Here is a 15,668-nt window from a genome sequence, read left to right on the forward strand (position 1 = left end):
AGAAGAACAATTCATCCAAAATTTTTAGATAGAGGCGCTCTTTTATAGAATCGCCTCTTTTTTTGGGAAGTAGAAGGTGCGATCGCAGCTATGGGCGAATTTGCGAAGGATACTTCTGATGCAGAAATTCCGTAAAAACGGCAAAAAGTTTAAGTTTTGTTAAATGCTTGCCCTGTCTTGATCGTACTAATTTAACTTGCGACTACAATAGCTAGAATCATTACACAGTAATACTTAGAGCGATTTGGGTTTTATATGGATTTATTAAATGATAAGAAAAAACAGCTCTAGTCCATATAAATTAAAGGTTTTATGTATACACAAGTAGTATGTTGCTATTAGAATACAAAATTGAAACCTATAGCCTATGGGAGTTTCACAACTATAGGTAAGATTGGGTGTAAACTGCTTGCATTTTTATACAGTTTTGGCTCCGTTTTCATGTTTGGGATAGGCTCATCTTGGGACTATCGCAGAGATAACTTAAAAATGAGCAAATCGAAAATCCTCTAACTACTGAAATTACAGCAAAATTTATGAACAAAGGTGAACTAGTTGACGCGATCGCTAAGAAAGCCGCTGAAAAAGGCTTTACTGTTAACAAAAAGACCACAGATGAGGTGTTAACTGCAACCTTAGAAGTGATTGTTGAAACCGTGGCTGGTGGCGATAAAGTAACTTTGGTTGGCTTTGGTTCTTTTGAGTCCAGAGAACGTAAAGCTCGCGAAGGTCGCAACCCTAAAACTGGTGCAAAAATGGAAATTCCAGCAACAAAAGTACCTGCCTTCTCTGCGGGTAAATCTTTTAAGGAACGGGTAAGCCCACCCAGTGACTAAACACTAGCCAATCATGATGGTTAGCATGGGTGTAGGTGTCTACACCCATTTTTATTGCTGGTTTAGACAAGCCCCAGATTTGTTATGGTGAAGCCCAGTCGAACTGCCCCCCTAGCCCCCAATTCTGGGGGAACAAGAATTTTCAGAGTTTCCCAGAATTGGGGGATTTAGGGGGCAAACCCTTTGGATGGAAACGAATTGTCTTTGGCATTCCTATGGAGAATCTCGCTCAACCCAGTCATGGCGGTAACCTGCGATGGGCAGCTCAAATTTCCCAACGCGATCCGAGTCAAATCTTGGATTTTTCGGCAAGTATCAGCCCCTTGGGTTGCCCAAAATCGGTGCTTGAGCGGCTGAAATCGGACGAGACGTTAAACACCATTAGTCGCTATCCCGACCCAAGTTATACCCTGCTTAGAGAAGCGATCGCTGCCCATCATCACATCTCCCCAGACTATATTTTGGTGGGAAACGGAGCGGCGGAGTTACTGACTTGGTTATGCCGCGATCTGGCAAGGTTCGCATCTGTATTTCTTGGAGTTCCTGCTTTTGGCGATTATCTGCGAGGACTAAAAGCGTTTAACGCCCAGATCATTCCCATCGATTGGTGGCAAAGGGGCGATCGCGCGCTTGCGCTACAAACTTTGAATCGAGCCTTAAATCAAACCTTAAATTCTGTCGGTACTACTGGCAATTCGCGCAGTCGTGGAATTTTACTGAATAACCCGCACAATCCCACAGGGCAACTGTATACGCGCGAGGAATTGTTGCCGCTCTTGGAGCAGTTTGAACTCGTGGCGATCGATGAAGCCTTTATGGACTTCCTCCCGCCAGAGACTTCTCAAAGTCTGATCGATCGCGTCGAATCTTCGCCTAATCTCGTAATTTTGCGATCGCTGACCAAGTTTTATAGTATGCCCGGATTGAGAATTGGCTATGCGATCGCCCACCCCCAGCGCCTGCAAACTTGGCAAGCATGGCGCGACCCTTGGAGTGTGAACTGTCTGGCTGAGATTGCCGCGATCGCTTGCCTGCAAGATCGAGAATTTCAACAAAAAACATGGGACTGGCTAGCCAAAGAGCGATCGCATCTCTATGCAGATTTATCAAATATCGTAGGCTTGCACCCGATCGCTGGAGCCGCGAATTTTTTGCTGGTCGAGTCTGAGCGATCGGTGCTGGCGCTACAAGAGCATCTGCTAAAACAGGATGGAATTTTAATTCGCGACTGTCACAGTTTTGCGGAGCTAGGCGATCGCTATTTTCGCGTATGTGTCAAACTACCCGCCGATCGCGAACGATTGATTAAGGGAATTGAAGGATTTATGGAAGGTTGATGAAGCGATCGGGCTAGAGCGATGACTTACGCGGCCTTTAAATAAAGTAACGCACAGATCCCCGACTTTTTGTGTGACGAATAGAAGTGCTCTGTAATTGCAAAGAAAAAGTCGGGGATCTAGGAACGTATTGCGAATGTAGAGAAGGGCGAAAATTTGGTCTCTATCTCAGCAGAGGAATGGTATGAGAAGTAAGTATCTAGGCATCTTCAATTTCAATTCCTTCCCAAAGTTGAGAAATGGGAATGGTTTGTCCAGTCATGGCTTCGTGCCAAGCTTGACAAAAATCTGCTGAGACTTCTTGTAGGCTTGCTGTTTCAATGAATAACGAGATCGCTTCGTCGTCTAAACCTTAACTAAGTTTCTGCTGAATCACCTTAATTACTTGTGCTTCTTCGGGAATCATGATGCCGTCCAACATCGCAAACCTTTGGCACTGTACCAATAAAGATACTGCATATTCTGGCTGGATATCCTTGAGTAAAATCTCAAGCGGCAGTGGTGAATCCATATATTTCCCAATGGCTTCGATTGACTCAGGTCTAAGATTTGCAGATTTTAATTCAGATAAAACCTTCTCTTTATCTTTGCCTTGATTTCCTGCCAAAATTACATGAACGAGAATCCGATCGATCAGATTCTCTTGTGGAATCGCACTTTTTAAGCGTTCTTCACTATCTGCTTGAATCGCTTTTAATTTTTCTTCAAAATTGACAGGGTTCAGTTTTGCTTCGTAAAAAGCACAGCTAGCTCGACCAAGCGTATAAAGCATCACTGCTTCAGAACTTGCCGCAATTACGGCTCCTGCAACTGGAATATTTCGCAACAATCCTAATCCTGCTTTGATTGCCATTTTGCCACCAAAAGCTAACCCGAATACTGCGACAACTTCTCCTTTTCTAGTCGGATCTTTAAGATCCATTCCATAGGCAGAGGCAATTTGATACACCATCTCAGCTTGCAGTGAAGTTGTCGCAGCCAAATCGACCGCAAATAATGCTGCGGCAGAACCTGGGACAATACTAGTAGCAAATCCAGATGCACTAGCAAACATGGCTTTTTGTCCAATGATTCTTTGTGCAATTTGATTGTCTGACTCGTTGGGATATTTTTGTTTTAAACGCTTCACCTCAGCTTCTGATGCTGTAACATCAACCCGATCTAATATTTTCAGAAGCCAGTCAGCATTAAAGACTTTAGCTGCGTTCCGAATTAAAGGACTATTCCCAACAGCATCGATCGCATATCCTGCACTACTCGTTGCAGATGAAATTCCACCAACGACAGCGCCGCTTACGGTTTGTGTAATTGCGCCAACCGCGCCTCCAACCGCTCCTGCCGTTGCGGCAGCCGCTCCACTGACTGCATTTCCTGCACCAACGATCGCACCACCTACAGTTCCAGCCGCTCCTACAACATTACCACTAACTACATTCGCCGCACCACCAACAGCATTACTAACACTTCCAGCGGCTCCTGCGACTGCCCCCAATGCCCCATTCCACCATTTACCTTTCTGTGGCTTTTCAACGAGTACTGTAATTGCAGAGTCTGCTGTGGGAACTTCGTCTTTGATAGTAATTGCAGAGTCTGTTGTGGGAACTTCGTCGTTTAGCTGAGAATTGTCAACGGATTCAGGGAGACTAGTCATAAATACTTCAGTGGGAGTAGTTAGATCTAATAAAATTTGAGTTGATACTTTAGTTTAGCCCATCTCACCAAACATAGCTTTCAACCGCGATCGTAATCCTGACATATTTCTTCCGATGGAACTACAAGAATATCTATTGAATTTGGGAGATAAAGTCTATAATATTCCCATTTCCCCTTGTCATGGGTCGCATAGATGTTTGTCACTTTCGGAGACATTGGGATTGTTAGTAAGGTAAGGGCGTAGCCAATCGCAAGCTTGAGAAACTGCGCTCTCAGGATCTAAATCCCATAATTTGATAGTATTGTCCCAATTGCCAGAGGCGATAGTTTTGCCATCGGGTGAGAATGCGACGCTTAAAACTGAATTGCTATGACCCTTGAGTGTACAGAGTTCTTTACCATCAAGATTCCATAACTTTATCATGTCGTCATCACTACTACCAGAGGCGATAGTTTTGCCATCGGGTGAGAATGTCACACTGTTAATCAAATTGAAATGCCCAGTGAGTGTACAGAGTTCTTTGCCATCAAGATTCCATAACTTTATCATACCTCCATCACTGCCAGAGGCGATAATTTTGCCATCGGGTGAGAACGCCACAGTATAAACACTATAGCGATGCCCTGTAAGTGTATGGAGTTCTTTACCGTGAAGATTCCATAACTTTATCGAGTTGTCGCTACTACCAGAGGCAATAATTTTGCCATCGGGTGAGAATGCCACACTTAAAACTGAATTGATATGTCCTGTGAGAGTACGTAGTTCTTTGCCATCGAGATTCCACAACTTGATTGTGTTGTCAAAACTACCAGAGGCGATAATTTTGCCATCGGGTGAGAATGTAACGCTAAAAACTGGTTCGCTATGTCCTGTGAGAGTACGTAGTTCTTCACCATCGAGATTCCACAACTTGATTGTATCGTCATCGCTGCCAGAGGCGATAATTTTGCCATTGGGTGAGAACGCTACACTATTTACGCTATAGCTGTGTCCTGTGAGAGTACGTAGTTCTTCACCATCGAGATTCCACAACTTGATTGTATCATCATCACTGCCAGAGGCGATAATTTTGCCATTGGGTGAGAACGCTACAGTATTTACGCTATCGCTATGTCCTGTGAGTACAGGGAGTTCTTTCCTATTGAGATTCCACAACTTGATTGTATCGTCATCGCTGCCAGAGACGATAATTTTGCCATCTGGTGAGAATGCCACACTATTTACACTATAGCAATGCCCTGAGAGAGTAAGCAGTTCTTTGCCATCGAGATCCCATAACTTTATCGTGTTGTCACGACTACCAGAGACGATGATTTTGCCATCAGGTGAGAATGCTACACTATTTACGCTATCACTATGTCCTGTGAGAGTACGTAGTTCTTCACCATCGAGATTCCATAACTTGATTGTTTTGTCACGACTACCAGAGACGATGATTTTGCCATCAGGTGAGAATGCTACACTGTTTACGCTATCACTATGTCCTGTGAGAGTACGTAGTTCTTCACCATCGAGATTCCATAACTTGATTGTTTTGTCGTCACTACCAGAGACGATAGTTTTGCTATCGGGTGAGAATGCTACGTTCCTAACCCAATTACTATGTCCTGTGAGAGTAGGCAGTTCTTTGCCATCGAGACTCCATAACTTGATTGTGCCTTTATCAGTACCAGAGACGATAGTTTTGCCATCGGGAGAGAATGCTACGTTAAAAAACCAATTGCCATACCCAATTAGCGTAAGCAGTTCTTTGCCATCGAGGTTCCATAACTTTACCGTATTGTCAGAACTCCCAGAGGCAATAGTTTTGCCATCGGGAGAGAACGCCACGCTTAAGACCCAATTGCTATGCCCTATCAACGCATGTAATTCCTTACCATCAAGATTCCATAGCTTGATCATGTTGTCATAACTCCCAGAGGCAATAGTTTTGCCATTGGGTGAGAATGCGACGCTTACTAAACCACTTCTATGGCCTTCAATACGATTACATTCACGAATATTATAAATTACTTCCCAAAGTCTTCCAAAAGCTTTTCCTTCAGTATAAAAAGGAACTTTTTCACGGATCTCAGGATTTAAAATTCGCATAGCCGCTTTTACACTAACAATCAGTGCTTCTAGCTCTTTATGAGCTAACCAATAAGCCTCACAGGAGATACTCAAAGCCTCAATCTCAGCAATCTCGGCACGTTGTAGTTCTCTCTCTTTCTCTTCGAGAGCCTTTTCCTTTTCAGCAAGAGCCAGTTGCAATTGCTCCCTTGTCATTCGCAGTTCTACTGCCATATCAAATCCATACTTCTTCCGTATAAAGCCCGTCAGATAATCGTGAATCAACTGATAGCGATCCTCTGGTGTGCTACTCACCCGAAACGCCAAACCCGATCCCACCAGCACCGCCAGCACTAGTTCGAGGCTACCCTCTTTTCCCCCCTTATCAAGGGGGGCTAGGTGGGATCTCCCCTCGTTACCCAAAAGAGAGGTCATTAACTCAGCCGCCAGTTCCTCCTGCGTCTTTTGCGGACGCTTCTCCTCCGTTCCCGTCAGCGCATACAGCACCCTTTGCGCCAACTCCTGATTTCCCTCGCCGCAATCCTTCACCACATTCTCTAGCCACCGCTCCACCAAAACCTCGCTGGGCTTGCGTTGCACAGTTTTATCAGCATCGCTCGTCAATGCCAAATATTGCGTCAACGTCGAAATTTGCGGTTCCTCAGACTCTAGTTGCGCCCCCACCACCTGTAACTCAATCGGCAACACCCTACCCCGATCGCCTGTCAAATCCTCCACCAAGCGATCGCACAGATCCGCCTCCAACTTCACCTCTGCCCTTGCCGTCAGCGACTCAATCACCCGCCGCGCCTCCTCTGGCGTAAAATCGCCCAAATAATAGCGAATCTGCTTGCCCAGAATATCGTTCTCGACTTTCTCTAGATTCACGGCGCGATCGCATTCCAACAAATAATGCAGATAGTCCTCGCGCAGCGACAGCACCACCCGCACAAAATCCGTATGCAAACAGGCTCTCAGGAATTTGTAAAACGGCAAGCGATCGGCAAAATCTTCCTTCTTAAAAAAGAAATCCTCAAACTGATCGAACACCAACACGGTCAGATAGTTCTCTTCGACATTGCGCTTAAAATGCTCGATCGGATTCAACTCGGAACGTGCCCCACCAAAAAATTCCCGCAACTGCCGCTCGATCTCGCGACTCCATTCCTTATAGGTATTCACCGTCAACACCAATACCTTGCGACCATCCAGCGTTCCCCGCGATCGCAACGCAGGTACGACCCCGCCATTCAAAATCGAACTCTTTCCCGCCCCCGAATCCCCATGAATCACCGTCAAGGGATAGCGCGGCTGGCGAATCCGTTCCACCAGTTCCTCCACATTTTGCTTTCTGCCCGATGCCACGATTTCCACCGCAATGCCATCGGGTTGCCGCAACGCGATCGCCGCTGTCGCAGGATCGACCTCCTCCCGACTGGGATGCAGCATTCCCGCCCCGATAAACGCCCGCAACCCATACTGCTGCTCCACCGATCGCTGATGCTGCTTTGTATGAAACGCATCGAGATAGCGCCCCGCCTGCGTATATTGCGATCGCAACTCTTCCAGCACCCCCACATAGATCTGCGCGTCGTACTGATGCCGCCACTGCGATCGCACCCTTTCTAAACCCGCGATCGCCTCTGCCCTCTTACCCTGCCCCGCTAAAGCCCGCGCCAACCAAATCTCATATAGCCCGTAGATATAACGCCGCGTCCAAGCCAAATTGGGCAACTGCTGCCTCTCCGCCTCCCGATATAGCGCCAGTGCCCCTTCCGCAAACTGCTGCGCTTCTACATATTCCCCAAACGCAATCTTTACCGCCGCCATCATGCCGCGATCGTGCGCCTCCTTTAACAAATTTGGAAACTGTTGCCGCAGTGCCAACGCCTCCCGCGCCAACCCCTCCAATTCCTCAAATAACTCTTTACCCCTAATGAATTCTCCCCCCTTATCAAGGGGGGCTGGGGGGGATCGATCCAACCTCGCTAAATCCTCCACCACAGCCATCAAAAAATTAAGATACTCCGCCACCAAATCCGATCGCCCCAAATCCCTAAAAATCCCGATCGCTTCGGCAAAACTCTCCCTCGCAAGGCGGTAAAACGGAACCTTATCATAGCGACGGTGAAATGCTACCGTGCGATCGCACACAGCGACCTGAAACAAACAAGCCGCCTGCTTCAGCGCGTTCCTCCCGCGCCAAACCTCCAAGCTCTTGCCATACGACTGCTTCGCCGAGGCGAATTCCTTGTCCAATAAAGCGCAAAATCCAAAGGCAAAATCCAAATTTGCCGCGAGTTCGGAATCGAGAACTTGCCCAGAGGCTTGTAACTCCTTCACAGCAGTCTCAAGCTCAAATTTTTGCAAACCCTTAGCGATCGCCCCGCCGCGAAACATCCCTTCCTTTTCAGGATTGAGAAATCTCGCAAACAGCGATTCCGTAGTTTCGCGCAGAAACGCCACAAGTTCCAAGGGCATAAAACGAAACTCGATCGCCCCCGCTGTTACCCAATTTGCTAGATCGCTAGCATCGCGAGTCAGAATATCCTGCGTGCGATCGTTGAGCCAGAGCACCATCGGAAAATCCAGGCAGTTGGCAAATTCTTCCCGCACGCGATTTGCTGATTGCAGCACCGCTGAAACATCTTTGACCTCTTCTAATCCTAATACCATCAGCACCTTAGGCTGATGCTCTGGCGGTTCTTGTGCGACCGTCTGCATCAAATCTTGAACCAGTGTCAGCAATGTCGTTGCATCAGGCTCCAATTCGATTGTGGCGATCGCGCGATCGGGCAATTGCGCTGTTAATTCTGCCAAGCAACGGTTTTGCAGCGATCGATAGTTACACAAAGCGATCGACAGCGAAAATCCCTGCGCGTTGGTGGCGACTCGCTTCAGTAGCCTGAGGGAGTTTTGGTCGATCGTGGCAGTGGATGCGATGTGCTCGTCCATGATGTAGCCGAGATGCCTATAACAGTTTATCTAAAATCGGATTGCAATCAAACCAACCATTCCCTTGATATTCATACTCAAACACAAACTGGCTCTTAATCAGCATTTGATACTGCGCTTCTCCGCTTAGCCGCTTATCTTGATGTACTTTCCGAATCAATTCCCATTCATCATCTGTAACGATCTTACTCATTTTATTGCGTTCGTTGGCAATAATACTCTCTAGCAAACTCGCCGAAATCGGCGGATCGTCCTGCTGCAAGCATCCTAATAGAAACCGAAATAGATTGCGAACGTGCCCTCCACTCACCTGACACAGGCGATCGAGCGTTTGCGGCGAATCAAAAACAGCTTTAACATGGACATCCTCAATTCGTTGCAAGGGGCTAAGCGTCGGAAATGCCCTTGCCATCACGATCTGTCGCAATAGTGCCATTCCCTCCTCACATTCACTTCCATCAGCTAAACGCGCAGGAATCATCGGTAACGTCTTAATTTCCGTACCAAATCGACCCGTAACGATCGCCGCATCATTCGAGAAAGTCAGCAGTAAGGGAACCGTATAGACCAGATGGCAATCCAAGCCCCGCAACTGATCGCCCCGTTCCACAAACAAATATCCCGCCCGCGATTGTTCTTTAGGGTCGATGCGATTTTCAATGCGATCGAGGTTATCCACAATCACCACCAACCCCTTCATTCCCTTCTCGCGAAGCTGTTTCTTCGCAGGAGCCAGTAATTCCTTATTAATTGAATTGATGATGCTATTCGTGCGCGATTCTAGTCTCTCGCGCATTTGACGCCGCAGGGAGGGACTGTTTTTCGCCTGTGCCGTAATCTCGGCAATCCCCACCGAAAGCTTGAAATTTACACCCAAATCGAGTTTGGTTTGCAACAGATCCGCCATTTCGCCAAATAACTTTTTGAAATAGGCAGGGACGATGTTAATGCTCTGCCCTTCTAACGTGGCGCTAATTTGCCCCGCGATCGCTAATAACACATCACTGGCATCGACATCGCTCAACTCAAGCTGCTTGTCGCACTCAAAATAGGCAACGTGAAACTTTTGTTTGTCCAGCTCGTACTTCAGTCTCAAGAGTTCCGTTGATTTGCCGCAACCAATATGCCCCGTAAATAACTGACAAGTCGCTTCATCGGGAGCCATGCGCGCGATCGTGCGTGCCAAACTTTCCATCAGTTTCACCCCCCGCACGGTCGAAAGATCGACATAATAGCTGCGATCTAGCTCGTTACTAGAGTCAAGCGGATGGGTGGGGTTACAAGCCTTGAGAAAACGGGAAAGTTCGAGATCCATGCCGTACATCCAGAGCGATACCCGTATCCTAGCAATTTCTCGGAATATCGGTACGCTTTATACAATTTATACAATGGTCTCTGGCATGTTGTCTCGCTGGCATATTGCAAATCCTCTAGATGCGACGCCCGAAATGGGGCATGGGCTGTAGTCCGATCGAATCGTTGCAAATTCTGCAACCGTTAATGGTTTCTCTTGCTATGGGTATATGTTTTTCATATGTTTTTAATCGGCAAAGACAATTCAACGCAAACCCTCAATAAACCCTAAAGATAGGAAAACTTATGCAATTTTATTGGTCGATCGAGCAAATTCCTGAGCTTGCAGGTCTAACGCCAGCGCAGAAAAAGCAAGCATGGCAGTTTTGTTACAAAAAATATGTCTTTACACATTGGCAAAGCTGGGTGAGTCTATTTGCTTTAGGTCTTTTAGTTTCCGTGGGCACAAAGTTATTTAACCTCGGCAACTCAGTAACCAGCTCAGCCATTGGGGGTGCTATCGGTGGTGGTCTTGGTGGAGCAATTTTTGGAGTCACAACGATCAACGTTCTACGTCCCCATTTGATTGACTATGCGAATACCCACTTTACGATCGCAAATTCATCAACGGAACCTTCGCTTGAGGAGTAGAGTAGTTTAAACGCGATCGCTCAAGTCCCAAGCCATAACTACTCATGTTTCAAAACTTTTGGTATGCCGTTGAGTTTAGTAACCTCATTACCCACAAACCTAAGCGGATCGAGGTTTTAGGGGAGGAACTCGTGATTTATCGCACCGATGGGGATAAGATAGTTGCCCTTCGCGATCGCTGCGTACATCGAGGCAGTACGTTGTCGAATGGTTGGCTAGATCGTGGCTGCATCGTTTGCCCCTATCACGGTTGGCAATATCAAGCCGATGGAACCTGTGTCAAGATTCCTGCTAATCCCCCAAATCTAGGAATTCCACTTAAGGCAAAAGTAAAGGCGTACCCCGTCCAAGAGAAGTATGGCTGGGTATGGGTATTTATGGGCGATCCGCAAAGGCTACAACAGACATCTATTCCAGAGCTAGAGCACTTAAACGATCCAACCCTCGCGCGCATCGAAGGAGACTTCCATTGGTCGGCTAACTACGAGCGCGTTTTAGAGAATAGCCTTGATATTGCCCATGCGCCCTTCGTTCATGCGGGTGCATTTGGCAATCGTGACGAACCAGAAGTCGAGAACTATCAGGTCGAAATTTTAGAGAATGAATTTTGTGAAATCGGTGCAAGCGCAACTGTATTTCTCAAACCATCTCCGCCGAGAGGATTGTGGAAATATCTCGTAGGCAAAAATTCTGCAAAAGTGAGAACTCGCACTGCCTTCTTTATGCCCAATATTAGTTTACTGGAAGTCAATCTAGGGCTGGGTAGACTGGTGATTTATACTTCTCACGTTCCCATTGACGCGCACACAACCGTAAGCAAATGGATTAGCCTGCGGAGTTTCTTTACGGGTACATGGGCAAATGGAGATGCCCGCAAGCGCGTGCTCAAAATCTTTAACCAAGACAAACCAATTGTAGAATCCCAACGTCCGCAGATCGTTCCCTTTGATATTGGCGCAGAACTGCATGTCCAGTCCGATGCCCTGCAATTGCAATATCGCAAAATACGCGATCGCTATCTCAAGCTCAACGAATAATCCCGATCGGGATCTGAAATCTATGTTCCCCAAGCGTTTCCCACCCCCATGGCAACCTCCGACAGGTACAACAGCCTATTGGCGATCGCCTACGATGACCTATTGGGGCAACTCATCCACTACGGCGTAGATAGTATGGATGACGAGCAGGCATTCCATGCGTTTTGCCCACTTGAAGACTTCTTAAATTCTGAGGGTAACTGGTGGATGCAGGTGAACTTATCCGATCAGGCTTTGCTCATACGAGAATTTATAGAACAGGCGATCGGGCAGAATTCTCGATAGGATTTGTAACCCTGAAGTGCCTCAAGATCGTAATTCATAGAATTTTTACGGGTAAGCGTAGTGTTGAACTTTTGCCGCTTATGATGATGCTTATAGACTTTTGCTGAATTTCCACTGAATCTCTTTATGCATAAAAAAACTTGGTCAACCCTTGGCATGGTAGCGATCGCTTGGATAGGTCTAGGCTACTTGACGATAATCACCCAACCCACTACAGAAATTCGTCGTTTTGAGCTTGAGGTAGAAAAGCCACCCACCAACCAAACCATAGAAGTCAGCCAAGTTCAAACCGAGAATCAGGAGAAAATTGGCCGTGAGGTACTCGACCAAATTGTCACTTGTATGCGAAAAGAGGTTCCGAACCCAAATCAAGCCACCCAAGAGTCAGTCCAAGCAGCCTCGCTTAACTGCTTTATGAAAGTTGTGATGCTTTCGCCCGACGGTAAAGTTCGCGATGATGCCGAGGAACGTCTCAATGCCGTGATTAAGTTGACTGGTGTGCCGATACCTCAACCCAAACAGACGGGTCAAGCTTCAGTGCTTTTACAAAAACTACCGAATAGCTCCGTATTTACCTTACCTGTGAGCATCAATGGTAAACCTCAGACATTCCTCTTAGATACGGGAGCTTCTTCTTCGATTATTGATACGAAGACAGCTCAAGATCTTGGGATTAAGGGCGTTCCCTTTCCTAAACAGATTCTCAAATATTTTGTGGTTGGGAATGATTGTTCCAAATCAGAGGCAAGTATTCATGCCCTCCCAGACTTAACCGTAGATCGAGCAACGGTATCGGGGTTAAATGGAATGGGATTGCCAAAGGTCGCGATTCCTGGGCAGCAGTCTGGCGTTTTAGGTATGGATTTTTTAAGCGGTTACGATCTGGCGATCGATCCCAAAGCTTCGCGCTTGCAACTGCTTCCACGTTCTTCATCTTCTATTCCCACTTCTATTCCCAGCGCCATTCCATTAATCGGCAAACTGGGGATTATGACTGCAGAGGCAAAGGTCGATCGAAAAGGTAGCTTTAAATTTGCGCTCGATTCGGGGGCAGATGTGGTGGTTCTCTCAGAACGCCTTGCCCAAAAGCTAGGGATTAACCTCGCCGATCTGCCAGAATTGGAAGTTACGGGATTTTGTGGTACAGAAAAGGCAAAAACTACAAAACTCTCCCAACTTGAATTAGGGGGCTATGTTGTAAAAGATTTAGATGTGGCAATTATCAAGAACGATCTGCTCGATATTATGGGCGTACAGGGCATCATTGGACAGAATTTTTTGACGCGATTTCAGCAGTATTGGCGATTTGGCGATCGCAGCGCGTTAGGCTTCCCAGTCAATGGTAGTCTTGTGCTCACACCGATCGCAACCGAAAAGTAGAAGCTTAAACCTATGACTTAAACCTATGAGTTACTCGCGCCTAAAACCTGCTTAGAAACACGGATTTGCTCGGGGCTAAACCCTGCTTCCTTAAGGTAATCGAGAAATGCCGCGCTACTATAGCGACCATCGACACGCAAGGCATCTCGATAGGCTTTACGGGCAGCCGCGCGATCGCCTGCATCCCAATGAGCAATGGCTAGCGCCACTAGAGGATGGGGGTTGCTCGGTTCTAGATCGGCGGCTCTGACTGCATTGGCGATCGCCAGATCGTACTGTTGCTGGCGATGGTAAGCCAGACTGAGGTTGTAGTAAGCAATTTCGTTATCTGGTTTGAGTAGGGCAGCCCAACTATGTACCATGACGGCATGGGGCAGGCTACCCTGCACCAAATAGACAATGCCCAAGGCATTAAACGCTTCCACTGTTTGCGGCTTCAGATAGATTGCCCCCCATAGAGAAGTCGCAGCTTCTTCCTCTTTGCCTGCGAGGTGTTGCGTCCAACCTAAAATCACCCTGCCTGAGACATCTTTGGGGTCAAGTTCGACCGCTTTTTGTAAGGCTGCGATCGCTTCTGACAACTTCTCTTGTCGCCGATAGGCTAAACCCATTTCGCGATATTGTTCGGCAGATAAACCCGTCGCTTTATCGATCTTGGCTCCCCATGCGGGTGCGATCGCTGACAAAATTACCCAAATCGATAAACTCGTAGCAACAAACTTGAACTTTTCTTTCACAACGTTGGCGATCGCGGCATGATGACTTGCCTCCCAATTAAACCGCAAAAATCACTTGTTTATATCTGATTGGTATCTGAGTCAGTTTTGATGATTTTGTAATTAACCTCAGCTCGGGTTAATTACCCTTTGCCCAAAACCACATCCAAATTTCGTTGAGCCTTTGCCAAGGCTTCCTCTGGGGTACTCTTTTGTAAAAGGGTTGCCTCGATCGCTCTGCCCACGCTCTCAGAAATACGCGGATAGTCGGGTGAGAGGGGACGGGTGCGACCCGCTGACATTTGCTGCAAAAAGATACTTACCTCTGGTTGCTGCTCGATATATTTGGCATATTCTGCACTCTGCTGCGATTTGAGATTGGTCGGCAAATAGCCTGTCTGGCTTGCCCATTCGGTCTGAAATGCTTCGCTCATGACAAACTCGGCAAATTTCCAAGCGGCTGCCTCGCGTTCGGGAGAGCTTTTAAACAGAAACAGATTCTCGCCACCAATCGTGGTTGCCACGGTGCGATCGCGTGGAATTGGCATCACGCCAAAATCAATTTTCTTTTTGGTCATAAACCGTAGCGCCCAGGAGCCGCTGATCTGCATCGCAACTTTCCCCGCGATAAAGTTGTCTTCTTCATAGCCGCGCTCGGGCTGAGACAAAATCGCCGCATTCGATTTCACCAAGTCATCCCACAGTTTCAGCGCAGTGGTTGCTTCGGGGGTATTTAATTGCGGCAGATCGCCCTTGACCAAATCCCCACCCGCACTCCATAAAAAAGGCGTCCAGATAAACACCGTAAACTCACCCTTGCCGAGGGGTAAAAAGATGCCGTGGCGATCGATGCGACCATCTCCATCGGTGTCGCGGGTTAGCTGTTTCGCAACTTGACGCAATTCATACCAAGTTTCGGGTAATTTTTTGATGCCCGCTGCCTCAAACAAACTGGGACGATAGTAAATGCCGATGTTATTCACTCCAAACGGCACAGACCACAACCGATCTCTATACTGCATCGTCGGTAGCAGTCCGGGGTCGAGTTCGCTTGCCATCGGCGATCGCTTCAACAGGTCATCCACAGGACGAATGGCATCGAGTTCCACCAGTCGCCCTGTAATCATAGGAGAATACCACAGCAGATCTGGGGTGGCATTGCCGACCACTGCCGATAAAATCTTGGGAATTTGCTGATCGGGCTGTCCCGCATACACCGACTCCACAAAAATTTGGTTCTGGCTTTGGTTAAAGCGATCGACCAGCTTATTCACGACTTCGCGATTGGTAGGCGGATTTACCCCCTGCCAGAAGGTGAGATGAATTTTTCCATCTTGGACGGGCGCAGTTCCACAACTTGTGAGAATTAAACCACTGACAAAAGCGATCGCGATCCCAATCGCAGCAATACGTAGGATTCTCAAGCGATAGATCATCTTAGCTGGGATCCATGTGGTAGTAGGGCTTGCCAT

At 47.3% G+C, this 15,668-nt stretch carries 12 protein-coding genes; 7 read left to right on the top strand and 5 right to left on the bottom strand.

The annotated features are described in order from the left end of the window. Positions 1–536 precede the first annotated feature (536 nt). Complete coding sequence (locus V2H45_RS08185; protein ID WP_330483142.1) at positions 537–836, top strand: HU family DNA-binding protein; 300 nt, start codon at positions 537–539, stop codon at positions 834–836. A gap of 35 nt (positions 837–871) precedes the next feature. Then, on the top strand, positions 872–2,173 hold the full coding sequence (gene cobD / locus V2H45_RS08190) for a threonine-phosphate decarboxylase CobD (RefSeq protein ID WP_330483143.1): 1,302 nt from the start codon (positions 872–874) through the stop codon (positions 2,171–2,173). A 352-nt stretch (positions 2,174–2,525) separates the two neighbouring features. Here cobD and V2H45_RS08195 read toward each other — a convergent pair whose 3' ends face one another. The 3 genes from V2H45_RS08195 to V2H45_RS08205 all read right to left on the bottom strand — a co-directional run bounded on the left by V2H45_RS08195 (position 2,526) and on the right by V2H45_RS08205 (position 10,149). Continuing rightward, positions 2,526–3,824, bottom strand: coding sequence for an EcsC family protein (locus V2H45_RS08195; RefSeq protein ID WP_330483144.1), 1,299 nt, complete (start codon positions 3,822–3,824; stop codon positions 2,526–2,528). Between the two features lie 180 nt (positions 3,825–4,004). Next, entirely contained in the window at positions 4,005–8,834 is a 4,830-nt protein-coding gene (locus tag V2H45_RS08200) for a WD40 domain-containing protein (protein WP_330483145.1), read from the bottom strand. Positions 8,835–8,850: 16 nt separating this feature from the next. After that, positions 8,851–10,149, bottom strand: a complete 1,299-nt coding sequence (locus V2H45_RS08205; RefSeq protein WP_330483146.1) for a P-loop NTPase fold protein — start codon at positions 10,147–10,149, stop codon at positions 8,851–8,853. Here V2H45_RS08205 and V2H45_RS08210 point away from each other — a divergent pair. The 5 genes from V2H45_RS08210 to V2H45_RS08230 all read left to right on the top strand — a co-directional run bounded on the left by V2H45_RS08210 (position 10,148) and on the right by V2H45_RS08230 (position 13,480). Continuing rightward, positions 10,148–10,300, top strand: a complete 153-nt coding sequence (locus V2H45_RS08210) for a hypothetical protein (protein ID WP_330483147.1) — start codon at positions 10,148–10,150, stop codon at positions 10,298–10,300. The genes V2H45_RS08205 and V2H45_RS08210 overlap by 2 nt on opposite strands. Positions 10,301–10,433: 133 nt before the next feature. Then, on the top strand, positions 10,434–10,778 hold the full coding sequence (locus tag V2H45_RS08215; protein WP_330483148.1) for a hypothetical protein: 345 nt from the start codon (positions 10,434–10,436) through the stop codon (positions 10,776–10,778). Between the two features lie 44 nt (positions 10,779–10,822). Continuing rightward, positions 10,823–11,815 (top strand): aromatic ring-hydroxylating dioxygenase subunit alpha, encoded by a 993-nt coding sequence (locus V2H45_RS08220; RefSeq protein WP_330483149.1) that lies wholly within the window; start codon positions 10,823–10,825, stop codon positions 11,813–11,815. A 48-nt stretch (positions 11,816–11,863) separates the two neighbouring features. Continuing rightward, positions 11,864–12,100: a hypothetical protein gene (locus tag V2H45_RS08225; RefSeq protein WP_330483150.1), complete on the top strand. Its 237-nt coding sequence runs from the start codon at positions 11,864–11,866 to the stop codon at positions 12,098–12,100. 126 nt (positions 12,101–12,226) lie between these two features. Then, entirely contained in the window at positions 12,227–13,480 is a 1,254-nt protein-coding gene (locus V2H45_RS08230) for a retropepsin-like aspartic protease (protein WP_330483151.1), read from the top strand. 23 nt (positions 13,481–13,503) lie between these two features. Here the strand turns inward: V2H45_RS08230 and V2H45_RS08235 are convergent, their stop codons facing one another. Both V2H45_RS08235 and V2H45_RS08240 read right to left on the bottom strand, forming a co-directional pair. Next, complete coding sequence (locus V2H45_RS08235; RefSeq protein WP_330483152.1) at positions 13,504–14,265, bottom strand: tetratricopeptide repeat protein; 762 nt, start codon at positions 14,263–14,265, stop codon at positions 13,504–13,506. A gap of 74 nt (positions 14,266–14,339) precedes the next feature. Next, positions 14,340–15,668 carry an ABC transporter substrate-binding protein gene (locus V2H45_RS08240; protein ID WP_330483153.1) on the bottom strand — a complete coding sequence of 443 codons (1,329 nt, stop codon included), beginning with the start codon at positions 15,666–15,668 and terminating at the stop codon, positions 14,340–14,342.

It is taken from the genome of Tumidithrix elongata BACA0141, assembly GCF_036349135.1.
In the GTDB taxonomy this organism is placed as follows: Bacteria; Cyanobacteriota; Cyanobacteriia; order Pseudanabaenales; family Pseudanabaenaceae; genus Tumidithrix; species Tumidithrix elongata.

Bases quoted from the DNA above. Each gene is read 5' to 3' on its own strand.
- V2H45_RS08185 (WP_330483142.1), top strand. From the start codon at position 537: ATGAACAAAGGTGAACTAGTTGACGCGATCGCTAAGAAAGCCGCTGAA.
- V2H45_RS08195 (WP_330483144.1), bottom strand. From the start codon at position 3,824: ATGACTAGTCTCCCTGAATCCGTTGACAATTCTCAGCTAAACGACGAA.
- V2H45_RS08200 (WP_330483145.1), bottom strand. From the start codon at position 8,834: ATGGACGAGCACATCGCATCCACTGCCACGATCGACCAAAACTCCCTC.
- V2H45_RS08210 (WP_330483147.1), top strand. From the start codon at position 10,148: ATGCCGTACATCCAGAGCGATACCCGTATCCTAGCAATTTCTCGGAAT.
- V2H45_RS08205 (WP_330483146.1), bottom strand. From the start codon at position 10,149: ATGGATCTCGAACTTTCCCGTTTTCTCAAGGCTTGTAACCCCACCCAT.
- V2H45_RS08215 (WP_330483148.1), top strand. From the start codon at position 10,434: ATGCAATTTTATTGGTCGATCGAGCAAATTCCTGAGCTTGCAGGTCTA.
- V2H45_RS08220 (WP_330483149.1), top strand. From the start codon at position 10,823: ATGTTTCAAAACTTTTGGTATGCCGTTGAGTTTAGTAACCTCATTACC.
- V2H45_RS08225 (WP_330483150.1), top strand. From the start codon at position 11,864: ATGGCAACCTCCGACAGGTACAACAGCCTATTGGCGATCGCCTACGAT.
- V2H45_RS08230 (WP_330483151.1), top strand. From the start codon at position 12,227: ATGCATAAAAAAACTTGGTCAACCCTTGGCATGGTAGCGATCGCTTGG.
- V2H45_RS08240 (WP_330483153.1), bottom strand. From the start codon at position 15,668: ATGGCAAGCCCTACTACCACATGGATCCCAGCTAAGATGATCTATCGC.